Origin of the sequence: Paraburkholderia phenazinium (assembly GCF_900141745.1) — a bacterium.
Classification (GTDB): Bacteria; Pseudomonadota; Gammaproteobacteria; order Burkholderiales; family Burkholderiaceae; genus Paraburkholderia; species Paraburkholderia phenazinium_B.
Genome location: NZ_FSRM01000001.1, coordinates 2,085,133 through 2,110,093, shown reverse-complemented (window position 1 = coordinate 2,110,093; position 24,961 = coordinate 2,085,133). Strand labels below are relative to the sequence as shown.

Annotated in this window: 22 protein-coding genes and 1 pseudogene; 12 read left to right on the top strand and 11 right to left on the bottom strand. The window is 61.9% G+C overall.

The genetic code is table 11. From position 1 onward, the window contains the following. Positions 1-99: 99 nt before the first annotated feature. The gene (locus tag BUS06_RS09795; RefSeq protein ID WP_074264090.1) at positions 100-1,344 is read right to left on the bottom strand and encodes a DUF1479 domain-containing protein; all 1,245 of its coding nucleotides are present in this window, start codon (positions 1,342-1,344) and stop codon (positions 100-102) included. A gap of 94 nt (positions 1,345-1,438) precedes the next feature. Here BUS06_RS09795 and BUS06_RS09790 point away from each other — a divergent pair, with 94 nt between their 5' ends. Then, positions 1,439-2,410, top strand: coding sequence for a helix-turn-helix domain-containing protein (locus BUS06_RS09790; RefSeq protein WP_074264089.1), 972 nt, complete (start codon positions 1,439-1,441; stop codon positions 2,408-2,410). A 75-nt stretch (positions 2,411-2,485) separates the two neighbouring features. Here BUS06_RS09790 and BUS06_RS09785 read toward each other — a convergent pair whose 3' ends face one another. Next, positions 2,486-2,962, bottom strand: coding sequence for a YjjA family protein (locus BUS06_RS09785; protein WP_074264088.1), 477 nt, complete (start codon positions 2,960-2,962; stop codon positions 2,486-2,488). Positions 2,963-3,436: 474 nt separating this feature from the next. Between BUS06_RS09785 and BUS06_RS09780 the strand changes: the two genes are divergently transcribed. Together BUS06_RS09780 and BUS06_RS09775 are read left to right on the top strand one after the other, a co-directional pair. Continuing rightward, complete coding sequence (locus tag BUS06_RS09780; protein WP_074264087.1) at positions 3,437-4,180, top strand: SDR family oxidoreductase; 744 nt, start codon at positions 3,437-3,439, stop codon at positions 4,178-4,180. A gap of 798 nt (positions 4,181-4,978) precedes the next feature. Next, positions 4,979-7,663, top strand: a complete 2,685-nt coding sequence (locus BUS06_RS09775; RefSeq protein ID WP_074264086.1) for a TonB-dependent receptor — start codon at positions 4,979-4,981, stop codon at positions 7,661-7,663. A 152-nt stretch (positions 7,664-7,815) separates the two neighbouring features. On the opposite strand, the gene BUS06_RS09770 is transcribed toward BUS06_RS09775, so the two are convergent. Then, positions 7,816-8,424: a MarR family winged helix-turn-helix transcriptional regulator gene (locus BUS06_RS09770; protein WP_074264085.1), complete on the bottom strand. Its 609-nt coding sequence runs from the start codon at positions 8,422-8,424 to the stop codon at positions 7,816-7,818. 1,004 nt (positions 8,425-9,428) lie between these two features. On the opposite strand from BUS06_RS09770, the gene BUS06_RS09760 reads away from it, so the two are divergent. The 6 genes from BUS06_RS09760 to BUS06_RS09735 all read left to right on the top strand — a co-directional run bounded on the left by BUS06_RS09760 (position 9,429) and on the right by BUS06_RS09735 (position 15,445). Beyond that, positions 9,429-10,478, top strand: a complete 1,050-nt coding sequence (locus BUS06_RS09760; protein ID WP_074264084.1) for a LacI family DNA-binding transcriptional regulator — start codon at positions 9,429-9,431, stop codon at positions 10,476-10,478. Between the two features lie 128 nt (positions 10,479-10,606). Further along, on the top strand, positions 10,607-11,692 hold the full coding sequence (locus BUS06_RS09755) for an ABC transporter substrate-binding protein (RefSeq protein ID WP_074264083.1): 1,086 nt from the start codon (positions 10,607-10,609) through the stop codon (positions 11,690-11,692). Then, a complete protein-coding gene (locus BUS06_RS09750; RefSeq protein WP_074264082.1) occupies positions 11,689-12,513 on the top strand; it encodes an ABC transporter permease in 825 nt (274 codons plus the stop codon). The genes BUS06_RS09755 and BUS06_RS09750 overlap by 4 nt, the downstream gene beginning before the upstream one ends. A gap of 89 nt (positions 12,514-12,602) precedes the next feature. After that, positions 12,603-13,538: an ABC transporter permease gene (locus tag BUS06_RS09745; protein WP_074264081.1), complete on the top strand. Its 936-nt coding sequence runs from the start codon at positions 12,603-12,605 to the stop codon at positions 13,536-13,538. Then, on the top strand, positions 13,535-14,590 hold the full coding sequence (locus tag BUS06_RS09740; RefSeq protein ID WP_074264080.1) for an ABC transporter ATP-binding protein: 1,056 nt from the start codon (positions 13,535-13,537) through the stop codon (positions 14,588-14,590). Before BUS06_RS09745 ends, BUS06_RS09740 begins: the two co-directional genes overlap by 4 nt. Positions 14,591-14,617: 27 nt before the next feature. Then, the gene (locus BUS06_RS09735; protein ID WP_074264079.1) at positions 14,618-15,445 is read left to right on the top strand and encodes a phosphodiesterase; all 828 of its coding nucleotides are present in this window, start codon (positions 14,618-14,620) and stop codon (positions 15,443-15,445) included. On the opposite strand, the gene BUS06_RS09730 is transcribed toward BUS06_RS09735, so the two are convergent. Continuing rightward, positions 15,442-17,223 carry an extracellular solute-binding protein gene (locus BUS06_RS09730; RefSeq protein WP_254368890.1) on the bottom strand — a complete coding sequence of 594 codons (1,782 nt, stop codon included), beginning with the start codon at positions 17,221-17,223 and terminating at the stop codon, positions 15,442-15,444. The two genes, BUS06_RS09735 and BUS06_RS09730, sit on opposite strands and share 4 nt — an antisense overlap. A gap of 238 nt (positions 17,224-17,461) precedes the next feature. Further along, positions 17,462-17,953: a DUF2569 domain-containing protein gene (locus BUS06_RS09725; protein ID WP_074264078.1), complete on the bottom strand. Its 492-nt coding sequence runs from the start codon at positions 17,951-17,953 to the stop codon at positions 17,462-17,464. Positions 17,954-18,125: 172 nt separating this feature from the next. Here BUS06_RS09725 and BUS06_RS09720 point away from each other — a divergent pair, with 172 nt between their 5' ends. Beyond that, positions 18,126-19,331 (top strand): MFS transporter, encoded by a 1,206-nt coding sequence (locus tag BUS06_RS09720; protein WP_074264077.1) that lies wholly within the window; start codon positions 18,126-18,128, stop codon positions 19,329-19,331. 33 nt (positions 19,332-19,364) lie between these two features. On the opposite strand, the gene BUS06_RS09715 is transcribed toward BUS06_RS09720, so the two are convergent. From BUS06_RS09715 to BUS06_RS09695, 5 genes are all read right to left on the bottom strand, one after another. After that, positions 19,365-19,790 carry a response regulator gene (locus BUS06_RS09715; RefSeq protein ID WP_074264076.1) on the bottom strand — a complete coding sequence of 142 codons (426 nt, stop codon included), beginning with the start codon at positions 19,788-19,790 and terminating at the stop codon, positions 19,365-19,367. A 55-nt stretch (positions 19,791-19,845) separates the two neighbouring features. Further along, entirely contained in the window at positions 19,846-20,478 is a 633-nt protein-coding gene (locus tag BUS06_RS09710) for a response regulator (RefSeq protein WP_074264075.1), read from the bottom strand. Positions 20,479-20,613: 135 nt separating this feature from the next. After that, positions 20,614-21,177 (bottom strand): ferritin-like domain-containing protein, encoded by a 564-nt coding sequence (locus tag BUS06_RS09705; RefSeq protein WP_074264074.1) that lies wholly within the window; start codon positions 21,175-21,177, stop codon positions 20,614-20,616. 88 nt (positions 21,178-21,265) lie between these two features. Next, positions 21,266-21,427: a DUF1328 domain-containing protein gene (locus BUS06_RS09700; RefSeq protein ID WP_074264073.1), complete on the bottom strand. Its 162-nt coding sequence runs from the start codon at positions 21,425-21,427 to the stop codon at positions 21,266-21,268. A gap of 89 nt (positions 21,428-21,516) precedes the next feature. Continuing rightward, on the bottom strand, positions 21,517-21,693 hold the full coding sequence (locus BUS06_RS09695; RefSeq protein WP_074266002.1) for a DUF1328 domain-containing protein: 177 nt from the start codon (positions 21,691-21,693) through the stop codon (positions 21,517-21,519). Between the two features lie 262 nt (positions 21,694-21,955). Here BUS06_RS09695 and BUS06_RS09690 point away from each other — a divergent pair. Both BUS06_RS09690 and BUS06_RS09685 read left to right on the top strand, forming a co-directional pair. Then, positions 21,956-23,396 (top strand): annotated as a pseudogene (locus BUS06_RS09690) (sensor histidine kinase). 229 nt (positions 23,397-23,625) lie between these two features. After that, positions 23,626-23,766: an entericidin A/B family lipoprotein gene (locus tag BUS06_RS09685; RefSeq protein ID WP_074264072.1), complete on the top strand. Its 141-nt coding sequence runs from the start codon at positions 23,626-23,628 to the stop codon at positions 23,764-23,766. Positions 23,767-24,068: 302 nt separating this feature from the next. On the opposite strand, the gene BUS06_RS09680 is transcribed toward BUS06_RS09685, so the two are convergent. Continuing rightward, positions 24,069-24,860, bottom strand: coding sequence for a DUF4397 domain-containing protein (locus BUS06_RS09680; RefSeq protein ID WP_074264071.1), 792 nt, complete (start codon positions 24,858-24,860; stop codon positions 24,069-24,071). Between the last annotated feature and the right edge of the window lie 101 nt (positions 24,861-24,961).

Here is a 24,961-nt window from a genome sequence, read left to right as displayed (position 1 = left end):
GGTATGGTCTGGCGGTCACGAAACACTTGCGGGTCTCGCCGTTGCAGTACCGGTAAGCTTGCGTGCCCGCTTTCGCACGTATAAAACGCCTTTGCCCAACTACAGATCAAAGCCAAGTTGCGCCTTGCCTCGCGGTGTCAGGTCGTCAGCCGTGGCGCGTCCGTTGAAATCAACCTCGAAATGGTCAGCGGGGAAATCCGGCGGACTTTCTCCCTTCATGAAGCTCGGCAACTGGCGCTTAAGGTATGCATCGTTTTTGGCGCATGCGGGTGCCGAGGGAATGTACATTACATTGCTATAGCCCGCGCCTTTATGCTCGTCTTCGACCGCATGGATGACGTCGCTATGCCAGAACACGGTATCGCCCGCTTCCATTTTAGGAATCGACGACAGCGCCTCGAACAATGGCGCGTGAAATTCCGGCTTGATCGACAGCGCCCTCCCGGGCATGGCACCGCACAGGTCGTCCTCCGCGATATCGTCCTGAAGCGCCCGCAACAGGATGTACGCCATTGCGTTGGCGATGGGTACGAGTTGCAAGGTGCCATCGCCCGGACCTTGCGGCGTCAACGCAGTCCAGCCCTGGAACGTGCGAAACATCGAACAAACGGCGGGCGAAGCGATCTCTTGCACATCGGGCCGGAACGCCGCGTCGAACGGATCGTAGTCGCGCCAGCTCCCGTCAAACACGTGGCGGTAGACCTTGCGAAAATTGCTTTCGATCCAACGTTCGACCGAGCCGCCATCGCAATGCGCCGACAAGCCAAGCGACGCGGAGCCTGGTGGCCTGCGACGCAGACGGTCGGCGTAGACGGGCACGCGCTCCGGATCGAAGTGCACGCGGCCTTCGCTCTCGTTGCGCCACAGCCGGTTCAGGAACACGCGCGCCGCAGTCAACGAATCCGACTGCCGGGCGAGTACCTGCGGCTTCGACCAGTACACGCCATAGATCTGCGGCTTGCTGGAAGCGAGCTGTCCGAAGTATTTGTCCTCCGCGCGGTTTTCCAGGCGCTTGTCGAGATGATTGCGCTCGACATACTGGGCAACCTCCTGGTCCCAGCTTTGCACCAGCGCACGGGGAAACACGTTGCGAATCACGCACGCGCCGCGTGCCTTGACGATCGCGATCTGGTCGGCGGTGACGCGTTGTTCGGTAATGTCGGAAAACTGAATCTCGGGGATAACGTCCTCTCCCCGATCGCGCCGCCCGGCGATTCGTTTCGCCTCGGCGCCGATCGCTTCTTCGACCTCGGCGAACACCTCGCCATAGTTCGGCAACGCCGCGCGCAATTCTCTTTTTGCTTGTCGAATTGCACCTGGCAAATCTTCGATTTTCAACGCCATGACTGTCTCCATACGGATCTGGTATGTCGAGAGCATATGACGGGGATGCGCGCCATGGTGATACTATTCAGGCAATTCATTTGCGCTTTCGGCCATGAAACCAGCCTATGAGCACGTCGAGTTCGGCGAGAACTGTTCACTGCGGGTTTACCATCGGCGTCTGCCACGTATTCCATTCGAATGGCATCATCATCCGGAGTACGAACTCACGCTGACGATGAACAGTCACGGCAAGCGCTACATCGGCGACTCCGTTAGCGATTATGAGGCTGAGGATCTCGTCCTCGTGCCGCCGGATCTTCCGCACACCTGGTCGTCGAACCGTTCGATCGACGCTTCTTCGCCCCAAGTCGCTATCGTCATCTGGTTCGACGGCGATTGGGCGCGGCGCATGGCCGATTGTTGCCGCGAATATGAACCGCTACGCAAGCTGTTGCGCAGAGCCGCGTGTGGGCTCGCCTTCGATCCACCTGCTGGAAAAGCGATGCGTGAGCGCCTCGCACAATTGCTGTCGAGCGAGGCGCGCGAGCGCCTTGGCGCCGCCCTCGATATCTTGTGCACACTCGCCGACGCGCCGGGACAGCCGCTCGCCTCGCCGAGTGCTTTCAATGAGGCCAACGCCGGCCCATCTGGCCACGAGCCCGAACGGATTAACCGGGTTCTTTCGGTAATCGACGCGCGGTTTGCCGAACCGCTGCGACTCTCGGAACTCTGTGAGGCCGCTAACCTGTCGGAACGCACGCTTACGCGTTACTTCGTTCAACATATCGGTGAGAGCGTCGGACGGTATATCGCCCGGGTTCGTATCGGGCACGCGTGCCGGATGCTGGTTGACACTTCCCTGCCCGTTGCTGTCATCGCCGCCCGTTCGGGCTTCGCGAACGTCGCCAATTTCAATCGGCAGTTCAGGGCTGCAAAACAAACGACGCCAGCCGAGTATCGACGGCGGTTCGCGGCCGCCGGCTCTGCGGATAAAGATGCGGCGGCTCGCTTGACCGAACGGTCTCCTTCGCTTCAAAGGAAGCGCAAATCAAACGCGGCGCGCAACGACAAAGAGACTGCTTAGCAGTACTTCACCTGGTGCCGGCGATCACTAGCGCGAGATTTTTTGATCAGGGCGAGCGAACCAGGCTCGCCATGCTTATAGCATCGATTTTCCCTGGTCGAGAATCTTGTCGCAGATCTGCTTGGTGAGTTGCTGCTTGACGCCGTCGCCACCCAGGCTCAGCTTCTGGCCGCTACCTGTATCCAGAATGCCGTTGGCGCCGTCGGTGTAGCCGCCATTGGAACTCGACGCGCCGCCTGGCAGCTTGCTCATCAGCGAATCTTTCACCGACGACGCGCTGCTGCCGCCCAGATAGTTATTCTTGATGCAGAACTGCAGCACGCCTGCGACATTGCTGCTGTTGCCGGATGTCACCGAACCGCCCGACAGCGCGCTACCAAGATCGCCGAGGCCTCCAGACGACGAGCCGCCGGTCAAACCACCCAGACTCGGCGACGAACCGTTGTTCCCTTGATTTAGCAGGTTGCCGAGTTGGGCGTGAACTGTGGACATTGGGATCGTCACGCCGATGAGCGCTGCCGCAACTACAACGTGGTGCGTGCGTACTTTCATGGTTCCTCCAGAAGGTTCTATTTCCCGGCGTCAGCATCGCCGATGCTCCTTTGAGAATGCTATGTCGGTTTGGAAATTTCGGGAAGTTTTTCAGGGCAGTTGTTGACGTGTGTGGCCGCGCTCCACTCCCTCAACCAACCCTCCCGATCTCAGCCAATTCACGTCCTTGTCATCCAGCACTGTTCGAATACCCCGACACCAATGAGGGGCGGCCACGATGGCACGCGCGTTGCCATGACCAACAAGGCCCAAACGCTCAATGCCGACGTGCTGGTGGGTTAGCCGTTCACGTTCGCATCGTTAAAGATCGGCCAGTACACGACGTATGCCGGAGTGCAGCGTCTCCAACGAGATTTTCGCAAACCACGTACACTCTTTCGCGGCCGCGGTGGCGCATCGATCCAGGTCGGGCAGCACGTGCTGCCCTGCTTTCGACGTCACCGTGCGGGATCTCCTTCTTACGAAACTTAAAGCATGGGAAACAATCAGCTTTCCAGCATCACTCTTCAAGGCAGCCGCATCGTCATAGCCGGCGGTACATCAGGAATTGGCTTTGCCGTGGCCGAAGCTGCGGCGAAGTCCGGAGCCGAGGTCATCATCGCATCGAGCAGGCCGGAACGCGTTGCGGCTGCACTGGAGCGACTACCTCAAGGCACACGTGGCGAGCCGCTCGACTTTTCCGATGAGGCTCAAGTAAGGGCTTCTTTTGCGCGCGTCGGCGCATTCGACCATCTCGTCTACACTGCCGGCGAGACACTGCTCCTGCAAAACCTTGCTGAGCTCAGCATTGAAGCCGCGCAGCGAGCTTTCGAAGTGCGTTACTGGGGCGCACTCAAAGCGGTCAAGTATGGGGCTCCCCTCATTCGAGCGGGCGGCTCCATTACGTTGACAAGCGGAGTGGCGTCGTCGCGTCCGCTGCCTGCCTGGACCATCCCGTCGAGCATCCTGGGTGCGATCGAATCGCTGACCCGTACCCTGGCCGTCGAGCTGGCACCGCTGCGTGTCAACGCCGTGGCGCCCGGTGTCTTGCGTACGGCGTTGTGGGACAACATGAGCGAAGCCGATCGCGAAGGTCTGTATGACTATATCGCCGAAAAGATGCCGGTACGAAGGGTCGGAGAAGCAAGCGACGTTGCCCAAACGTATCTTTATCTGATGCAACAGGGTTTTAGCACGGGACAGGTCATCGTTGTCGATGGTGGCCACGTGCTGGTTTAACGGTCGGGGCGAACGCTTCGACGATCTCGGGCGGCGGACTCGTCCAGGCCGCCCGTTAAGGCATCTCCCGTAGCACGTCCGGTTGCTGCACATTCAAATCCCCCCGAACCCTATCTGGTTCCCCGCGACGTCGCCCTCGACGTCGCCCTCGACGTCGCCGAAGATATGCCACGTCCGTCTAGAACGCACTTCCAGAAAATGCATTTCCGAAAGAGTGGAATGCTCGAGAAATGTTGTTTAGCGACCCTTCATGTATTTCTTTTAATCCATGGAATAATCTGGATCGAGTTTCGTTGCGGCCCTTCGTAACTTGCTCCCACTCCATAGGAACGGCCCAGCGAAGCTGGCTTGGCGCCGAAACCGTCGACTCCGCGATGCGCTCCCGGTCGAATCACATCAACCAACGCCCGTGCGAATTGCTTGCACGCGACAAACAAACGTCGACAAAAAATTATTGTGACTTGGTAAGGTCACGCAACTCATTTACGTGAAGCCTTCCAGCGAGACGCGACAGATGTAAGGCCGCCGGCACGCGCCGTTGGATAGCCGTTGCGATGTCCTCGAAATCCGAGGCCAATCGTCGATACGACAATGACTACGATTAGTAGTCCGATTCAGATATGACTTTCAAATTCGAACTTATTGTGTCCGAAGCGCCGCATGTGTAGATGGCTCGTTGGCACACGCGCAGCGCAGGCAGGGATTCGGCGTATCCACGCCGTGGATCGCGAGGAGGAATCCATAAGACTTCTCCTCGCCAAACAATGTAGGCCATCACTGACAACTATGAGGGGTGAGATGAAACAACGGGCAATGGCGTTAGCCATTCGAAGAATCGTCTGGGCTGAGCTCGCACTGACGACCGCAATCGCCGCTCCAGCGTTTGCGCAAAGCCAGCCGGCAGCCACCGCGGCGGCTTCAGGTACGGCGGCGGCTGCCGCTCCCGCAGCGGCATCGGGCACGGCAGCAACGGCGACCAGCAAGAACGTCAAGCAATTACAGACGTTTCAGGTCACGGGCTCGCTGATCCGCCAGGCGGACAAAGTGGGCTTCCAGCAGGTTCAGGTGATCACCACGAAAGACATTCAGAACTCGGGGGAAAAGAGTGTCTCCGACTACGTACGCTCCATTTCCGCGAACTCGGCCAACAGTTGGGGAGAGTCCACGTCTGACAGCTTTGCTGCCGGCGGCGCCGGTATCGCACTGCGCGGCCTGAGCGAAAAATACACGCTGGTGCTCGTCGACGGTCAACGTGTTGCGCCGTTTGCATTCGCTGTCAACGGCACCGATCAGTTCTTCGACCTGAACACGCTTCCCATAGATGCAATCGACCGCATCGAAGTGGTGAAGACGGGCGCCGTGTCGCAGTACGGTTCCGACGCGATCGGCGGCGTGGTCAACATCATCACCAAACATGATTTCCAGGGCCTGCAGCTCGACGGAAGCTATGGTGGCGCGACACAAGGCGGCGGAGGCACGACCAAGTTCGGCATTCTTGGCGGCTTCGGCAATCTGACCTCCGACGGCTATAACATCACGGCGACCGCGAGCTACTACAAGTCGAACGGTTACACGCTGGCCGATCGCGACACGACAGAGAATCAGGACTTCAGCAACCAGATGTTTGGCGGCTCGGTCCAGCAACCGTCGTACTTCCTGAATCCCACTACCGGTGTTGCGACGCCGTTCGGCTGCGCCGGCGGCAAGATTGCGCCCGCTTCCTCCAGCATCATTGCGTCGCAAACCGGCGCGATCAATAGCGGCAATGTGTGCCTGAGGAATACGGCTGAAGACACGTCGATCGAGCCGATGACGGAGCGTTTCAGCGCCAAGGTTCACGGCGACTTCAAGATCAACGATACAACGACCGCGTACGCCGATCTGTGGGAAAGCAACAATACGACGACGACGAACGACGGCCCCGTTGTCCTTGGCAACAGCCTGCAGTTCAACCCGGTCACCAAGACCGTGACTCCGTTCACGGCAGTGGTACCGGCCAACAATCCGTTCAACACGACCGGCGTGGCTCAGGAACTGTTTGGCACCCTGCCGGGTACGTTCGGTTCGACCACGGATGCAAACTACTGGCGTGCGGCAACCGGCGTGAAAGGAAGCTTCACGACCGGCCAGGAAGACTGGGACTGGAATGCCGGGTACACGCATTCGATGAGCACAGTGAGCAACACGCTCGGAAACTATGTCAATCCGATCGCGTTGACCTCGGCGCTGAACAACGGCACGCTTAATTTCGTGAATCCGTCGGCGACGCCGGGCGCCGTGAACAGCATCCTGACGACGGCGAACAACCTGGGCATTTCCAAGCTCGACGCGCTCGACGCAACTCTCGCGACACCGAACCTGTTCCATCTGCCGACCGGTGACGTCGGCCTGGGTCTGGGTGCGCAGTTCCTGCACGAAAGCGAACTGATCGAGGAAGGCGCCAACTACCTGAACGGCACCACGCTGGGACCGAACCTCCAGACGGTGGACGGTGAGCGCAACGTGGCCGCGGTGTACTACCAGGTCGACGTTCCGCTGATCAACAAGATGCTGACGTTCAGCCAGTCGGGCCGCTATGACCACTACAGCGACTTCGGCGGCGCGTTCTCGCCGCGTTTCGCCCTGCGCTTCCAGCCGATCCAGCAGTTCACTACGTACGCCTCGTACAACCGCGGCTTCCGCGCACCGGAGTTCCTCGAAAACACGAATTCGTCGAACATCGGCATCCAGCCGATCGGGCCGAATGGGCAGGACGAAAACGTCATCACCAAGGGCAATCCGAACCTGCAGCCGGAACGTACGAAGAACTACAACATCGGCTTCGAACTGTCGCCCACACGCACGACCGACATCGGCTTCGACTGGTACAAGATTCACGTCGACAAGGCGATCGGCACGCAGCTCGATCCAAGCGGCACGGTCCTGAACGCGGACGGTTCGATTGCGTTCGAGACCAACGAATACGAGAACCTCGGTTCGTTCGATACGGACGGCTTTGAAATGACGTTCGCGCAATCGCTGCCCACCTCGATTGGTACGTTCAAGCTATCGGGCGATTGGGGTTATGTGTGGCACTTCAAGATGAGCGGCATCGGCGGCCTCGCTTCGACGGTCGACGGCGCGGGTAACGACCTGACGCTTGCGCAGCCGTTCGGCGGTTCGTTCCCGCGCTGGAAGGGCAACACGGATCTCTCGTGGAATTTCCACCAGTGGAATGCAGATCTCGCATGGCAGTACACCGGTCCGTACTCCAACGCGCTGGGTCTGAACTTCTCGACCGCGTCGTATAGCGTGTTCAACCTTAACGTGGCGTACACGGGCTTCAAGCACTGGACGGTCTACGGCGGCATGAACAACATCTTCAACCGTGCACCTCCGTTCGATCCGGAGTGGCTGAGCCAGATCGACCAGACCGGCTACGACCAGTCGCTCTATACGTATATGGGCCGTTTCCTGCAGATCGGTGCGACCTACAAGTTTTAACGCGCATCGAATGTTTGAGTAGCCTTTCAAGGCCGTTCCGGTTTTCGGATTCCCCTCCCTTGTCACCGGAGCGGCCTGTTTTTTTATTATTGATGACCGTCCAGGCAGGATCCACCGCAACTCTGCACGAAAGCCGCAGCACGAAAACGCAGCTACCGGCAATACTCTCGCGAACATGGGAGCTCGACGAGGTCTAGCGAGTCCTTCCAGTATTCTTGCGGATTCATCCGGTCATTCTCGCTCGGCCGCCCCGCTGATTGATGCTCGATCATCTCGCAGTTCCCAATCAGATCGGAGAGCATATCCACCAGTAGCTCTCTGTTGGTCTCATCGAATGTCGATAACGCCAGGTCGGCGACATCCCGGAGGATCATCGGCAGTCGACTGGCCAGAGAAGACCCGGCATCCGTCAACTGCAACTCGGTAACCCGGCGATCCGAGCCGGAGCGAATGCGCACCACCAGGCCCCGCTCCTCCAGCAAGGTGAGAAGCCGTGATGTTCTCGCCATCTCGGTGCCGCTGCTCTGCGCAAGCGTTTTCAACGACGCCGATTCGCCCGTCGAAATGAGAAACAAAAGAGTCGCCTGAACATTCGTAATGCCCAATTGTTTAAGCAGCTGCTTGTCCATCAGATTCGCTAACCTGAGTCGCGCGAGTCGTAGCAGGTGGCCAATATTTCTGGTCATCATGGCGACGTTAGGCTTCGCCGTGTCCTCCTGAGCGGATACCGCGCCAGACCTGCTTTCGTTTTCGACGTTCACTCACCCTCTCCTGCGCTCGACCACGGTAAATTCCCAACGGACACGCAAGTGCCGAACCGCCTCGCAATGATGAGGTGAGGTGTTAGCCTTCCTTGACCGGACGACCCAGCGTTGTCCACCTTGGCCCAGATTCCTTTCTGGGCCTCGTGGTAAACGGAGCGGCCACCGGCGCTATTCCCACCATATTTCGCAGTACTGTATTGCTCGGATATCTTCGCTTCGCTGCCGCACGAGGTGAGGTGGGTAGAAGTAGCGCCAGACATTACGCAAGCCTTTCGCCATTGACGTCCTTGATCGGCCGTTTTCTTGGCCATGTGGCATGGCAGGCGAGCGGAGATGGCGGGAGGCGTAGCGCTGATCGGAACAGGTAGCGCGATACTTGCCGAGCACCTGCAGGTATTCGGCTAACCACGGTTGCCGGGCACAGAATGGAATTAGCGGTGTTCGGCGGCTGTACGGAAGCCACTGACGCAGAGCGCGCCAGTCAAAAACTTCTTTGGTGCCGGGGACCGGACTCGAACCGGCAAGCTGTTAAGCGGCGGATTTTCGTCACACCACGTCTTTCGACGCCGACGATACCGGGCGGCATCCTCGTTCGTGCGCTGGACTATGCCTTCACCATCGCGGCTGAACTGTGCGGCAAAACCGCCAGCCCTCGCCGCCTAAGGCGCCCCCCGTCTAGTCTCTACACCTTCCGCACCCTCGCACTCATGCGACGGCGGGCTTGGCTCGGCGTTGCCTCGGTTGCGCGCGCAGCGCAAAACCAGGGGGTTCACCGAATTTGAGGGGTTCTGCACCGGCCGTTTCCGGTCGGGCACTCAATAATTTAAGTCCGCTATGTTTACCAATTTCATCACCCCGGCAGGGCGGACGCGATTCTACCATTGGGTCGCCGCCGCACCAAACCCGCGCCTTCCCATGCCTCCCGAGTCATCGGCGAGTCACAATGCTTGCCGATAATCCGCTCGACGAAAACGTTTACAACCCGAGCCAAAACCATAGCGATGACCCCTACCATCAAGGATGTCGCGGCACACGCAGGCTTCTCGATTGCCACGGTTTCGCGCGCCATCAACGCGCCGCACACCGTGAATCCCGTCACGCTCGACAAGGTGCGCCAGTCGATCGACGCGCTCAATTTTCGCCCCAGCCCGCTAGGCCGCCAGCTGCGCGGCGAGCGCACCCGCCTGATCGGCGTCATCCTCCCCACGATCGCTAATCCGGTGTTCGCGGAGTGCCTGCAGGGCATTGACGACCTGGCCAGCGCTCAGGGTTACCGGCTGATGCTGATGACCACCCAGTACGACGCCGAGCGCGAGCGCCACGCCATCGAGACGCTGCGCGAACACCGCGTCGAAGGCTTGGCGCTGACCGTCGCGGACGCCGATACCCACCCGCTGCTCGACGACCTCGATCGCGCCGGCCTCCTCTACGTGCTGATGCACAACGATACGGTACGCCGTCCTTCGGTGTCGGTCGACAACCGGCTCGCCGCCTACGACGGCGTGCGCATGCTGATCGCCCACGGCCATCGCCGCATCCTCATGCTGGCAGGCACGCTCGCCGCCTCGGATCGTGCGCGCCTGCGCCACCTGGGCTACGCGCAAGCCATGCAGCAGGCCGGGCTGACGCCGGCCCCGGCGCTTGAAATCGATTTCAACGCAGAAGAGCTCGCTCCTTCCGTGCTGGCCCATCTGACCAGCGGTCCGAACCGTCCGACCGCCCTCTTCTGCAGCAACGACCTGCTGGCGATGGTCGTCATCCGCGGTCTGCGCCGCGCGCGCCTGCAGATCCCGCACGACATGTCGATCCTCGGTTTCGACGGGCTTTCCATGGGCGAGTTGCTGCAGCCGCCGCTCGCCACCATCTGCGCGCCGAACCGTGAAATCGGCTGCTCCGCCTGGCGACGGCTGATGGCACGCATCGACGGCACCTACAGCGACACGTCCATATCGCTCACGCTGCCCCACACGTTGCGCGAAGGCGCCACGATCGCCGCGATCTCGAACACCAGCGAAACCTCGCGCGCGCGCTCGATACAACCGCTGGCGTAACGCACCCGCATCATTGATTTACCAGCACTGCGCATAGAAACAACACGCAGCGCAGGCGCCTCGCAGGCCCCGCTGCTGAAGCACGATTTAACACACTTCTCGCTACCTTCCTTCCAAGGAGACCCGCTGTGACTCGCCGTTCCTCCTGTTTTGGTGCCGTCCTGCGTCAGTTGACCGGCAAGCTGACGCGCACCACCGCCACCGCCGTGCTAACCGCCTCTGCCCTGTTCGCCTCGGCCGCGACTATCCTCGCCGCACCCGCCGCGGCCTATGCCGACGAAACCGCGATCTGCTACAACTGCCCGCCCGAATGGGCCGACTGGGCGAGCCAGATCAAGGCGATCCAGGCCAGGACGGGCATTCGCGTGCCGTTCGACAACAAGAACTCCGGCCAGTCCATCGCCCAGTTGATGGCCGAAGAAAAGAGCCCGGTGGCGGACGTCGTCTACCTCGGCGTATCGTCAGCCTTCCAGGCAAAAGACAAAGGCGTGATCCAGCCATACAAGCCGGCTCACTGGGACGACATCCCCGCCAACATGAAGGATCCGCAAGGCTACTGGTTCGCGATCCACTCGGGCACGCTAGGCTTTTTCGTCAACAAGGATGCGCTCGAAGGCAAGCCGGTGCCGCGTTCGTGGGCCGACCTGCTCAAGCCCGAGTACAAAGGCATGATCGGCTACCTCGATCCGTCGAGTGCGTTCGTGGGCTATGCCGGCGCGGTGGCCGTGAACCAGGCGCTCGGCGGCAGCTTCGACAACTTCCAGCCGGGTCTGGACTGGTTCCGCAAGCTCAAGGCCAACGCGCCGATCGTGCCGAAGCAGACCGCCTATGCGCGTGTGCTCTCCGGCGAAATTCCGATCCTGCTCGATTACGACTTCGACGCCTACCGTGCGAAATACAAGGATCAGGCCAATGTCGAATTCGTGATTCCGAAGGAAGGCACGATCTCGGTGCCGTATGTGATGAGCCTCGTGAAAGGCGCGCCGCATGAAGCCAACGGCAAGAAGGTGCTGGATTTCGTGCTCTCCGACGAAGGCCAGAAGCTGTGGGCCAATGCCTACCTGCGTCCGGTACGCGCCAATGCGATGAGCCCGGAAGCTGCCGCCAAATTCCTGCCGTCAAGCGAATACGCCCGCGCCAAAGCGGTCGATTTCGGCAAGATGGCGGAGAAGCAGCAAAGCTTCGGCGAACAGTATCTTCAGGTGATGCATTGAACGACGTCACGTTTCCGCTGCGCTGGCGCATTGCGTTGATCGCGCCGGCGCTCGCAGTTTTCATTGCGTTCTGGCTGCTGCCGATGGGCGCGCTCGCGCAGCTGAGCGGCAACGGCCACGCCTTCGATACGTACCGCGCGATGCTGACCAACGCGCGCTACATGACGAGCCTCGGCGCGACCGTGCTGCTCTCGGCGGCGGTCACAGCGGCGACGTTGGTGCTGTCCGTGATCTCGGGCCTGTTGCTGGCGCGGCGCGAATTCCCAGGCAAACGCACACTGCTCGCACTACTGAACTTTCCGCTGGCGTTCCCTGGTGTAGTGGTCGGCTTCATGGTGATCATGCTGGCGGGACGTCAGGGGTTGATCGGCGCGCTGTCGCTGAAGCTGACTGGCGACCGCTGGGTTTTCGCGTATTCGATGAGCGGCCTCTTTCTCGGCTACCTGTACTTCTCGATTCCGCGCGTGATCGTGACGGTGATGGCGTCGGCGACCAAGCTCGATGCCTCGCTCGAAGAAGCGGCACGTTCGCTTGGCGCGTCGCCGTGGCAGATCATGCGCGACATCGTGCTGCCCGCCCTCTCGCCGGGACTGATCGCGGCAGGCGCGGTGTGCTTCGCCACCGCGATGGGCGCGTTCGGCACGGCCTTTACGCTCGCCACCGATATCGACGTCCTGCCGATGACCATCTACACCGAGTTCACGCTGAACGCGAACATGGTAACGGCCGCAGGGCTGTCGATTGTGCTTGGCCTCGTGACGTGGCTCGTGCTGGCGTTGGCACGTAGCGCTACCGGCTCGGCTGTCGCAGCGAGTGCATAGCGCAGGTGCCTACGTGACGATGTGTACCCGCAAGCCGCATTGAACAAGTACCCCTTAGCTCTGCTATCAATCTGTATGAAGATACACCGATGAACTCCGTAACCGACACCGCCAGACCACCATCCGCGCCACCGTCTGCGCCGTCGACCCGGCGCCGCACGCAGCCGCGCCTGTCGTCGCGCACGCTGCTCTCAGCCGGCCAGTGGCTCGTAACGCTGCTGCTGTGCGCGTTTCTGATCGTGCCGGTCGTGATGTCGATCATGGCCGGCCTCACCGTCAATTACTTCAAGGGTGTGTCGAGCGGCCTAACACTGCGCTGGCTGATCGAAGTGTGGACGCAGTATCACGCATCGGTGTTTCTGTCGCTCGAAGTCGCGGCGGCGACGCTCGTCATCACGCTGCTCACCGGCGTGCCGGCGGGCTACGTGCTGGCACGCAGCAAGACGCGGCTCTCGCGCATCATCGAAGAGTTTCTGGTGCTGCCCATCGCTCTGCCCGGTCTCGCGTCCGCACTCGCACTGCTGGTGGTGTACGGCGGCATCACGGTGTTCCGCATGAGCGTCTGGTTCATCGTCGTCGGTCACGTCGTGTTCACGCTGCCGTTCATGGTGCGCGCGGTTGCCGCCGTCGCTGCGAGCGCCGATCTGCGGACACTCGAGGAAGGCGCCGCGAGCCTCGGCGCGAGTTTTACGCAGCGCTTTCTGACCATCGTATTGCCGAACGTACGGCCGGGCATCGTCGCCGGTGCGCTGGCGGTGGTGACGCTCTCGATCGGCGAATTCAACCTCACGTGGATGCTGCACACCCCTGACACGAAGACACTGCCAGTGGGCCTCGCCGATACCTACGCGTCGCTGCGCATCGAGATCGGCAGCGCCTACACGATCCTGTTCTTCATCATGACGATGCCGCTGCTGGTCGCCATGCAATGGCTCGGCGTCGACGCCACTGGCCAGCGCAGCAGCAAGCCGAAACGCCTTAAGGCAGCTTCGCCACGTTCAACCCGCACCATCGACACGCCATGAAACTCGCTCCCGTTCCCATCACGCTGACGCAATGTGCCAAGACGTTTCGCGGCACGCGTGTGCTCGAACCGCTCGACCTGCAGATCGGCGCCGGCGAAACCCTCGTGCTGCTCGGGCCGTCCGGTTGCGGCAAGACCACGACGTTGCGCATGATCGCCGGTCTGGAGACGCCTGACGCCGGTGGCCAGATTGCCTTTGGCGACGAAGACGTCACCGCGCTGCCGATCGAGAAGCGCCAGGTCGGCATGGTGTTCCAGAGCTACGCGCTGTTTCCGAACCTCACCGTGCGCGGCAACATCGGCTATGGGCTGAAGATCAAACGCGTGGCAGCAGACATCGCGCGTCAACGCGTGGATGAACTGCTCGCGATGATGCGGCTCACCGCCCACGCCGACAAACCGATCGATCAGCTCTCCGGCGGCCAGCGTCAGCGCGTCGCGCTCGCCCGGGCGCTGGCGATGCAGCCGCGCGTGCTGCTGCTCGACGAGCCGCTCACTGCGCTCGACGCCCGCCTGCGCGACGCCTTGCGCGGCGAGATGAATACGCTGCTGCGCGAACTCGGCATCACCACCGTGTATGTGACCCACGATCAGGCCGAAGCGATGGAACTGGGCGACCGGATCGTCGTGATGAGCGCCGGCCGCATCGAGCAGATCGGCACGCCGCGCGACATCTACTACCGTCCGGCGAATCGCGCGGTGGCGCAGTTCGTCGGCACGATCAACCGCCTCGCCGGCGAGCGGCGTGAAGGCGTGCTGAGCACCACAGGCGGGGCGGTGCCGCTGCCATTGCGCAGCACACCTGGCTCGGCGGCAGCCGGAGAGAACGAGCTGTTTTTCCGGCCCGAAGACGCCTACCTGGCCGATCCGGCCAGCGCGCATCTGCGCGGCACCGTCGAAAGCGCGGCCTTTCTCGGCGAGCGCACCCGTCTGACGATTGGCGGCGCGGCGCCCGATGCCCTGATCGTCGACGTGGCTGGCCGTGTCGAACTCGCGCGCGGCACGCCGGTCGGCATTTCGATCGCCCCGGAAGCGCTGATTGCGCTATCTTGAACAAAGCGAACCTACGAGGACATTCCCATGTTGCTAGCCCAGATCAGCGACCTGCATATCAAACGGCCCGGCGCGCTCGCTTACCGCCGCGTCGATACCGGCGCCGCACTCGCCCGTTGCGTTGCGGCGCTCAATGCACTCGAGCCGCGTCCCGATGTCGTCGTCATGACTGGCGACCTCGTCGACCAGGGTGACCCGGAGCAATACGAACATCTGAAGAAACTGCTCGCGCCACTCGAGATTCCGTACTACCTGCTGGTCGGCAATCACGACGACCGTGCAGCCCTGCGCGACGCCTTCAGCGACCGTCCCGAGTTAAGCGCGGGCGGCGACTTCGTGCAGTACGCGGTTGATATCGGCCCGCTGCGCCTGCTGGCGCTCGATTCCATCGTGCCCGGCGAAAGCGGCGGCGATCTGTGCGAGGCGCGTCTCGAATGGCTCGCCGGTCAACTGGAGGCCGCGCAAGGCAAACCGCTGATCGTCGCCTTGCATCATCCGCCGTTCGATTGCGGCATTGGTCATATGGATGAGATCCGGCTCGAGCCGCAGGCGGCGCAGAAGCTGGCGACGCTGATTGCGCGCTATCCGAATGTCGAGCGGGTAATCTGCGGGCATGTGCATCGCCCGATGTTCGTGCGCTTCGGCGGCACGATCGCCTCAGCGGTGCCGGCGCCTGCGCACCAGGTGGCGCTGGATCTGCGTGAGGATGCGCCGTCCGCGTTCATGCTGGAGCCAGCCGCCTTTGCCCTGCACCACTACGACGCGGCCACGGGACTGGTGACGCACCACGCGTATGTGGATCGCTCAGAGGGGCCGTATCCGTTCTACGAGCCCGAAGGCGCGTTGATCGACTAGGCGCCATGCGGTTTGACATACCAGTAGTCGATCACCCAATCCACGTCGCGATAGGACTTCGGCAAGGGCGCCGGCCAGCCGAACGTCCTCTTGTAGGCGATGCGCGCGTTCGGCGCATAGAATTCCGGCACCACGTAATATGAATTGATCAAAACGCGGTCGAGCGCGCGGGTGGCCGCCTGCAGATCGTCGAGCGTCTGCGCGGACAACGCGCTCTGAATCAGCGCGTCGACGACCTTGGAGCGCACGCCCACGGTGTTTTCCGATCCTTCCTCCGCGGCCGCCGCACTGCTGAAGCGACGCAGCAATTCGACGCCAGGAACGCTGACTGGCAGATAGCCGCCAGTGGTCATATCAAAGTCGAAGCTGTCGAGCCGCTGCTGGTACAGGGCGCTATCCACCTCGCGCCATTGAGTCTGGATGCCCAGCGTATTCAACGCCTGCATGTAGGGCAGCAGTAGACGGTCCATGCCGGGTTCGTCGTCGAGTACCTCGATCGTCATGGCGGTGCCATTGGCGTCGCGCAACGCGCCGTCGCGGTAGTGCCAGCCGGCCTCGCCCAGCAGGTCGCGCGCCTCACGCAGATTGGCCCGCAGCGAGCTGGGCGGCAGCGTCGACGGCTGCTTCAGCATCGGCCCGAACACGGCCGGAGGCAAACTGGCGCGATACGGCTCGAGCAGCGCCAGCTCCTTCGGACCGGGCATGCCCGTGGCGCCGAACGAATCCGGGTCAAAGTAGCTGGTCGAGCGCCGGTACTGGTCGTAGAACATCATCCGGTTCATCCACTCGTAATCAAACGCGAGTGTCAGCGCCCGACGCACTCTCACGTCCTGAAACATCGGCCGCCGCACATTGATCAGGATGCCTTGCATATACGCAGGCCCGTTGGGAAACGTGCCTTGCTTCAGTTCGCCAGTGCGAAACTTCTCTCCCACATAGCGGCGCGCCCAGATGGTAGCGCTGCCTTCGACGTTGACGTCGATGCTGCCGGCCTTGAAGGCTTCGAGCGGACCGAAGTTGTCCAGAAAGAGCTGGAACGTCACGCGTTCGAAACGGAACATGCCGCGCCGCGACGGCAGATTCGCGGCCCAATAAGCGGGATTGCGCCGGTAAATGATCGTCTTGTCGTTGATACGGCGCTCGATCAGATAGGGGCCGCTCGCGATCGGCGGCACGTTGGCGGTCTGTTCGAAAGTCACGTGTGTGCCATCGGGCCGCATGCCCCACTTCGGCGAAAACACCGGCAGGTCACCTGCGATCAACGGCGCGTCCCGTTCAGGACGTGTGAAATCGAAGCGGATCGTCGACGGGTCGAGCACGGTCGCGCTTTTGATCACCGCAAACTGGGAATTGAACAGCGGCGAAGCTTGTGGACTCGTTAGTATGTCGAATGAATACTTGACGTCGGCTGCGGTGATGCGGTCGCCATTGGAAAAGCGCGCCGCGGGATTGATATGGAAAGTCGCCGAAGTAAAGTCCGGTTGTACTTCGACGTCGTCCGCAATCAGCGGATATTCCGATGCCACTTCGTCCCAGCTGCGCTGCATCAGCGTATCGAACATCAGCTCGCGAATGTCCGGAGCGGGCGCCCCGCGCAACAGGAACGGATTGAGCGAATCGTAGCTCTGCAGCTCGTTGTAGTTGCCGAACTTCAGCGTGCCGTCAGCGGGCGCATCGGGGTTGGCGTAGTCGAAGTGGCTGAAATTAGCCGGGTAGCGCGGCTCGCCGAACTGGGCGATCGATGGAGCGGCGTGAACGGGCAGCGTGACCAGAGCCATTGCCGCCAACGCGGCCAGTATCGCCGGCGTGCTGCGCGGTACGGCTCGCCACACCTGAAACAACCAGGGGAACCACGCACGACGGCATGCTACCGCGGCGTCAGGATGCTTCGGGATGGCATGTGGCAACTTCAACGGCACGGGCTTCATCAACGGTCCACGTAGAACGGTGGACGCTATTGTACGAGAGGCCCGTCTGGAAAATATTAGCTTCGCGGATGCGCCTCAACCCCAGAGGTCAGCGCGCGATAAAGGTGTTGCGTACCCGCCGGCTTCGCCTGACGTACGGAATCCCGAGCGCCGCTGCTACAACGGCGATTTCGAAGCCGTCGAACGGAATCGCGACGTCGATCGCAATCGCGTGGGTCATGTGGTCGCCCACCAGGTACGCGATGGTGCGCATCACGACGATGGCGAGAAGCCATGCCTGCAGGTGCACGGGAAAGCGTACCGAGCGCCGCCACGCAAGCAAAAGCAGCCAGCCCATACCGGCCACGATGAACACGCCGGTCGCCACGTCCATGCCGACCATTGCGATCACGGCGCGATACCAGCCGTGCGTTTCCGGCCGCACGAACACCGCGAGCAATTCCCACTCGAGCATCATCTTGAGCGGATCGTGCAACTCCACGATCGTGGCGGCCGTCATGGCCACGAGTCCGAGCATCGCCAGCAGCAGCCAGCCGCCGAAGCCCTTCGGTTCAAGTCCTGCAAATCGCTGCGTTTTCATGGTCTGTTGCGTCGAAGATTGCCGATTGCCCCGTCGCGGGGCCGGGGGATTGTACGGATCGAAAGCGAACGGGCATCTCATTTTCATGGGATCAGCACGATCCGCCTCGCTCCGGTATGATCGGCGGGCTTGAGGAGCGTCTATCCTGACGCTCCGTCGAAGGCCCCCGCTCATGTCCACGACCGATTCCGCCTCACCCGCCGCCACTGAACGCTCGCTGCGTGGCCTGCTGCTTCTGCTTGCCGTCATCGCGGGCGTCTCCGTCGCGAATATCTATTACAACCAGCCGCTGCTCGACAGCTTGCGCGAGTCGTTTCCGCGTAGCGCGTCGTGGGTCGGCGTGGTGCCGGCCGCCACCCAGCTCGGCTACGCGGCCGGCATGCTGCTGCTTGCGCCGCTCGGCGACCGCTTCGACCGGCGTCTGCTGATCCTGCTGCAGATCGCCGGCCTGTGTGTCGCGCTGGTGGTCGCCACCACGGCGCCGACTCTCGCGGTATTGATCGGCGCCAGCCTCGCGATCGGCGTGCTCTCCACCATCGCGCAGCAGGCCGTGCCGTTCGCCGCCGAACTCGCGCCGCCCTCCGGGCGTGGTCAGGCAGTCGGCACGGTGATGAGCGGGCTGCTGCTGGGGATCCTGCTGGCGCGGACCGCTGCCGGCCTCGTGGCCGAATATTTCGGCTGGCGCGCAGTCTTCGGCGTTTCCGTGGTGGCGCTGCTGGTGCTGGCCGTGGTGATCCTGCTGCGTCTGCCGAAGAGTCAACCGACTTCAGCGCTGCCCTACGGCAAACTGATGGTGTCGATGTGGCATCTGATCGTCGAACACCCAGGTCTGCGCGAGGCTTCGCTTACCGGCGCATTCATGTTCGCGGCGTTCAGCATTTTCTGGTCGGTGCTGGCGCTGCTGCTGGCAGGCGCGCCGTTCCATCTCGGGCCGCAGGCTGCTGGCCTGTTCGGGATTGTCGGCGCAGCGGGGGCCATGGCCGCGCCGCTGGCGGGCAAGTTCGCCGACCGACGCGGGCCGCGCACGATCATCACGCTGTCGATCGGACTCGTCGCCGTATCGTTCGTCGTGTTCGGCTTGTCCAGCGCGAGCATCGCCGGGCTGGTGGTCGGCGTGATCATTCTCGATGTGGGCGTGCAGGCTGCGCAGATCTCCAACCAGTCGCGCATTTACGCGCTCTCACCCGACGCCCGCAGCCGCGTGAATACGGTCTACATGGTGGCGTACTTCATCGGCGGCGCGGCGGGCTCGGCGGTCGGTGCCGCGGTCTGGCCGGTATTCGGATGGGTGGGCGTGAGCATCGCCGGAGTGGTGTTCGCCGGGCTCGCGGCGTGGAATCATCTGCGCCAGCCGCAGCGCCCGGTTGCGGACGCCTGATACGGGCTCGAACGAGCTTGACGCACACTACCGTCAGCCATCCCTGCGGGTCTGCGCATAGTCGTGCAGCGCATCGATCACCCGGTCGAACTCGAACGACTTGTCGAAGAAGTGACGCACGCCGTATTGCAGGCAGCGCTCGCGGTAGGCCGGCAACGCATGATTGGTCAGGACCGCCGCAAAGGTGCGATCGATCAAACCCTCGCGCTGCAGATACGCCAGCACCGGCACGCCCGAACCGTGCTTCAGTTGCAGGTCGATGATGACCGCGTCGAAGGACTCGCCGGTCAACAACGCGATGGCCTCGTCCGAGGTATCGGCGAAGGCCGCGACATGCAACATCCCCGACGCGTCGATAGCCTCGACGATGCTGCGGCGGATCAATGCCGAATCCTCGATCAGCAGCACCCGCAAGGGCGGCTGGCCGGCGCTGTCAGGAGAGATCGAATCGCTGCTCATTGCCTTGCTCCGCGCGATGTCCGCGCATGGCTCCTTGCGTGACGCTACTCATTGACTACTCGATCAAGCCGTTCTTGATCGCGTAGTAGGTCAGATCCGCATTGTTGGTCAGGCGCATTTTCTCCAGTACCCGCGCCCGGTAGGTGCTCACGGTCTTCACCGATAAATGCAGTTCTTCTGCGATGTCAGTCGGAATCTGCCCGGCGGCAAGCTTGCAGAAGATCTGGAATTCGCGCTCGGACAGCCCTTCGTGTGGACGGCCGGCGGCCGGCTTGTCGAGATTGTCCGCCAGTGTATCGGCCACCGCCTCCGACAGATAGCGGTGCCCGCGTGCCACCGCGCGAATTGCCCGCACGATTTCGTCGGGCTCGCAGTCCTTGTTCAGATACCCATTCGCGCCGGCCCGCAGCAGATTGATAGCGTACTGGCTCTCCGGATAGCCGGAGAGGATCAGCACGCCCTGCTTCGGGCGCACCTGCTTGATGACCCGCAAGGTGTCGATACCGTTTTTGTCCGGCATGGCGATATCGAGCAGCACCACGTCGAAGGCCTGCTCGCGCACGAGGGTGATCGTTTCGTCACCGGTCGCGGCTTCCGCGGCCACGCACATATCCGGCTCGTCGGCGACGAACTGTCTGAAACCGCCCCGGACGATGGCGTGATCGTCGGCTATCAACACTCGAATCATTGGCTTCCCGTCTGTGCAGCGAAGATCGATCCCAAGCGGACATTGTAATGACGTCTCGCCTCGACGTGAGGCGAAACGTCCCTGCCGTACCCGGTCGAGCGCGCTGCGACGCTCATTTGCACGCGCTTAATACTCTCACTCGCGGCCTTCGAGCAGGTCCGCCATGTCGTCGGCGTGCTCCTCTTCGACCGCCAGCACTTCCTCGAAGATGCGCCGGGTGGTCACGTCGCTATCGCCAAGGTAACGAACGATCTCGCGATACGTATCGATCGCGATGCGCTCGGCGATCAGGTTCTCGCGAATCATCTCGGTCAGGTTCTTGCCCTCCTGATACTCCGAATGCGAGCGGCTCTTCAGGCTGTCCGGAGCGAAGTCCGGCTCGCCGCCAAGCTGCACGATACGTTCCGCGAAACGGTCGGCGTGTCCCTGCTCCTCGGCGGCGTGCTGGGCAAATTCGGCGGCGACCGCCTCCGAGTTGATGCCCTTGGCCATGAAATGATGGCGCTTATAGCGCAGCACGCAGACGATTTCCGTCGCGAGCGAATCGTTCAACAGCTTGAGCACCACCTCGCGGTCGGCGCCGTAACTTTGCGTGACGGCACCATCGGACATGTGCTTGCGAGCGTCCTCGCGAATTTTCTGCAGGTCCATCACGAACGGACCGTGGCTCTGGGTGGGTGCGCTGGATGACTTCGACATTGAGCTTCTCCTTTAACCGGTATTGGGGGGAACTGCACAACACGCACGAACCGCGCCTGATGTGCCAGTGGCGGGAGCTGGGCAATATCTACGTTCGGAACACGCCAAGCAGCAGTGTCACGACGAATACGACCAGGAAAATGTAGAACAGGATCTTGGCGATTTCGGCGGCGCCTGCCGCGATGCCGGTAAACCCGAAGACCGCGGCAATGATCGCGATGATAAAAAATACGACTGCGTAGTGAAGCATGGCGGTTCTCCCTTCCTGAGTTAAGTGTTGTTGGTCGATGAGGCGCCGGGCAGTGCGACATCCGTGTGCCCGGCTAGATGCCCCCGCCGCTAATCAACTATTTTTTTGGTGACCACAAAACCAAGTACGAGGAACACCACGCAGAGAATCAGGAACACTACGAACAGGAACTTCGCAATTGCGGCGGCGCCTGCTGCAATGCCGGTAAAGCCGAACAGCCCGGCAATGATGGCGATCACAGCGAAGATCAAGGCCCATTTCAGCATGATGGATTTCTCCCACAACAAGGATTGGACTAGTAGAACCATCGTAATGACCGCTCTGGCGTACCGCATTCCGGCTCACGCCGTTTTTCGTGTGAGAATCCGCCGACATTGCATTACAGGTACTTTACGATGACGCGGCATGAGCCGTGCATGTGCGTGAAGCCGCCCCGCATGCGCGGCGCCCGCTACACTAAGAAGGTCATCAAGGAACCGAGGCGTGAAGAACGTGCAAAACCCGCTGGATAGCTCGGTGCAAACCCCAATGCGAAATCCGGCGCAAACGCCGCTCGCGGCGACGCGGCTCAACGCGTGGATGCGCAACCGGAGCTGGGCGATTGCGATGACGGTGGCGATCGTCATCACGGTGGGCGGCCTCGTGATTCTCGAGACGGCCCGCGAACGCATCGCGGCCGAGTACGAGAGCGCCCTCGAAGCACGCGACGTCACCGTGCAACTGAGCACGCTCCAAAGCCAGCTGGCGCAACTCAGCGCCTATCAAAGCAGCTTTCTTCTGACGAAGCAGACGGCCAACGTACAGGCCTATTGCTCGACCGCGGGCCGGGTGCGTCAGATCGCGCAGCAACTGAGCGTCTACTATCATCGCCGCGAGGCGGGCAGCGCGGAGCTGGCGAGCTTCACACAGATCGCATCGTTAATCGACGCGCGCATCGGCGCGGGCGCCGCTGCGTTGCAGCAAGCCGAGCCGCAACCGCTCGCGCTCTCGGCCTGCGGTACCGCCAGCGGCGCGGCGCCGGCCGATGCGGGCCTCGTCGACAACACCCTGTCGCTGCTGCGCGATAACGAAGCGAGCCGCGCGCAGCATGCGCTCGATGCGAGCCGGGCCGATCAGCGCGTGTCGACGCTGGTGGCGGCCGGGTTATCGGCATTGAATATCGTGCTGTTCATCCTGCTGTTTCGCAATCTCGGCATCCAGATCGATCGCCAGGCGCGCGTGCAGCGGCAACTGATCACGCAGCAGGAAGAGCTCGACCAGCTGGTCACCGAGCGCACCCGCCAGCTCGAAGCGCTGGGGTGGCACTTGCAGGCCGTCAGCGAAAACGAAAAAAACCCAGCTTGCGCGCGAACTGCACGACGAGCTGGGCGCCATTCTCACTGCGAGCAAGATGGACGTGGCCTGGGCCAACCGCAAACTGAAGGACAGCGAACCAGCGATCTCCGAAAAACTCACGCGCGCGCTCGCCAACCTCGATCAGGGCATCGCGCTCAAACGCCGCATCATCGAAGACATGCGCCCGACCGTGCTGACCAATTTCGGCCTGGTGACCGCGTTGCGCACGCTTGCCGACGAGTCGGCGCAGCGCAACAACTGGGTGCTGGAACTGAATCTGCCCAAGGACGACATCCAGCTCGACGAGCAGACCGAAATCGCGCTGTTCCGCGTCGCGCAGGAGTCCCTCACGAATGCGGCGAAGTACGCGCGCGCCTCGCGAGTATCGATTGGGCTCGAGATCGCGGACGGCCAGGTCGCGCTGTCCATCGCCGATAACGGTGTGGGCATCACGCCCGCCGACCTGAAGCGCACTCACACGCATGGCCTGCTCGGCATGCGCCAGCGCGTGGCGGCGCACGGCGGCCGCTTCGATATCCGCCGCGGCGTGCCGAACGGCACCGATATTCACGTGGTGATGCCTTGCGTCAGCACGACCGCGTCGGCGCTCGACGCTCCGTCTGCTTCGATGTAGCCGCGCAGGTGGTACTGCGCGGATGCACAGGCGCCTGTAGGACAGCGCCGACGCAAACAACGGATCGCGCCTACAACAAAATCGCGGCGTGACCGACATCGCCGCGACGCCCCATTTTTTAAGATGCAATCAGACCAGATCGGCTGGCGCGATGCCCGGTTGGTCGACAGGGAGCGCGCGCCGCTCATCAGGCGCGTCAATCGATGCATTCTTCAGAAGGGGAAAACTCATGACTCGACTCATCGCCATCGCTTTGCTTCTGATTACCGGCACTGCGGCCCTCGCCGGCTGCAACACCGTGGCTGGCGCCGGCCAGGATATCTCCAGCGGCGGCCACGCCATCACGAACAGCGCGGAAGAAGCCAAGTAACGCGGCTTGCTGGCGCCGTGGCGGCGTCAGCAAGATCGCTTTCGATGTGATCTGCAAGTTGAGCCCGATGCGTTTGCGCGTCGGGCTTTTTTATGTGCTGCGGGGTGGCAAGGACACGCCATCGCATCGCATGCCAATCGCACCGCACACGATGTTGGCCGACACATAGCAACGCGGCGACCCACCATTGGTGGATCGCCGCCCTGCTCCTCCCTGCCATGCCGAACTACGTCGGTCTTATAGTTGCCTGTTAATCGCTAATGGACTCGCTTTTGAGCGCCTGTTGAGGGCCGCTTGACCGCTTATTGGCCCGTCAGCGTGTTGGCCAATTCAATCGCCGGCGTGCCGGTGTTACCGCCCTGTGCAACCAGCAAGTGAATCTGGCCTGGCAGCAACTGGCTCAACGTGCCGGCGATCGGCACCGTGGTGACCAGCCAGTCCGCGTTGTTAGCAAGACTAAACGACGCCGACTGGAAGATCGCCGTCTTGCTGCCTGCTACCGTGGCGATCGCGATATAGGTGCCACCCGACAGATACAGCGAGTCCTGACCGCTGGCCGGTACGGCATTGCTGAACGAGACACCCGCCATCGTCGGACTGACAGTGTTGATGTTGGTCCCGGCCGGCACGATATAGAGGTCGAGATTGGTCGCGTTCGCCGAGGCATTGAACGCCCGCACGCGTGCGTCGTTCGACAGCAGGCCCTTGTCGAACGGGTCGTCGATCAGGCCGATACCGGGGCTCGTGAGGCCCGGCAAGGCGATCACGGTGTATTCATGACCGTTGGCCACGTCCGGGAAACTGCCGCTGGCAAGCGCCGTCTTCGTGCCCGTGGCGGCATACGCGACCGTGGTCGCGCCCGTGCCGATGTTGGTGAAGTTCGTCACACCCAGGTAGGCGACATTGGTTTGTCCACCTGGCGCCGAGCCGTTGACGAGGAAGTCATAGGGCGAACTGCCGGGCACGGCATTTTCGAAGTGGATTTCCGGATCGGTGATCCCCAGCGTTTTCGCGGCGTCGCTGCCGCTGCCACCGCAAGCTGTCAGGACGGCCGCAACGCCAATCATGGCCGCCATGGTTCGGATTAGCTTCATATGTGCACCTATATCGATGTCGGGTCTCGACCCATTAGTTGTACGAACGCCGTACCCGCCGGATGGCGCGTTCGTTTTTCAGGCGAACGGCCCCGATGAGC

Bases quoted from the DNA above. Each gene is read 5' to 3' on its own strand.
- BUS06_RS09795 (WP_074264090.1), bottom strand. From the start codon at position 1,344: ATGGCGTTGAAAATCGAAGATTTGCCAGGTGCAATTCGACAAGCAAAA.
- BUS06_RS09790 (WP_074264089.1), top strand. From the start codon at position 1,439: ATGAAACCAGCCTATGAGCACGTCGAGTTCGGCGAGAACTGTTCACTG.
- BUS06_RS09785 (WP_074264088.1), bottom strand. From the start codon at position 2,962: ATGAAAGTACGCACGCACCACGTTGTAGTTGCGGCAGCGCTCATCGGC.
- BUS06_RS09780 (WP_074264087.1), top strand. From the start codon at position 3,437: ATGGGAAACAATCAGCTTTCCAGCATCACTCTTCAAGGCAGCCGCATC.
- BUS06_RS09775 (WP_074264086.1), top strand. From the start codon at position 4,979: ATGAAACAACGGGCAATGGCGTTAGCCATTCGAAGAATCGTCTGGGCT.
- BUS06_RS09760 (WP_074264084.1), top strand. From the start codon at position 9,429: ATGACCCCTACCATCAAGGATGTCGCGGCACACGCAGGCTTCTCGATT.
- BUS06_RS09745 (WP_074264081.1), top strand. From the start codon at position 12,603: ATGAACTCCGTAACCGACACCGCCAGACCACCATCCGCGCCACCGTCT.
- BUS06_RS09740 (WP_074264080.1), top strand. From the start codon at position 13,535: ATGAAACTCGCTCCCGTTCCCATCACGCTGACGCAATGTGCCAAGACG.
- BUS06_RS09735 (WP_074264079.1), top strand. From the start codon at position 14,618: ATGTTGCTAGCCCAGATCAGCGACCTGCATATCAAACGGCCCGGCGCG.
- BUS06_RS09730 (WP_254368890.1), bottom strand. From the start codon at position 17,223: ATGGCTCTGGTCACGCTGCCCGTTCACGCCGCTCCATCGATCGCCCAG.
- BUS06_RS09725 (WP_074264078.1), bottom strand. From the start codon at position 17,953: ATGAAAACGCAGCGATTTGCAGGACTTGAACCGAAGGGCTTCGGCGGC.
- BUS06_RS09720 (WP_074264077.1), top strand. From the start codon at position 18,126: ATGTCCACGACCGATTCCGCCTCACCCGCCGCCACTGAACGCTCGCTG.
- BUS06_RS09715 (WP_074264076.1), bottom strand. From the start codon at position 19,790: ATGAGCAGCGATTCGATCTCTCCTGACAGCGCCGGCCAGCCGCCCTTG.
- BUS06_RS09710 (WP_074264075.1), bottom strand. From the start codon at position 20,478: ATGATTCGAGTGTTGATAGCCGACGATCACGCCATCGTCCGGGGCGGT.
- BUS06_RS09705 (WP_074264074.1), bottom strand. From the start codon at position 21,177: ATGTCGAAGTCATCCAGCGCACCCACCCAGAGCCACGGTCCGTTCGTG.
- BUS06_RS09700 (WP_074264073.1), bottom strand. From the start codon at position 21,427: ATGCTTCACTACGCAGTCGTATTTTTTATCATCGCGATCATTGCCGCG.
- BUS06_RS09695 (WP_074266002.1), bottom strand. From the start codon at position 21,693: ATGCTGAAATGGGCCTTGATCTTCGCTGTGATCGCCATCATTGCCGGG.
- BUS06_RS09685 (WP_074264072.1), top strand. From the start codon at position 23,626: ATGACTCGACTCATCGCCATCGCTTTGCTTCTGATTACCGGCACTGCG.
- BUS06_RS09680 (WP_074264071.1), bottom strand. From the start codon at position 24,860: ATGAAGCTAATCCGAACCATGGCGGCCATGATTGGCGTTGCGGCCGTC.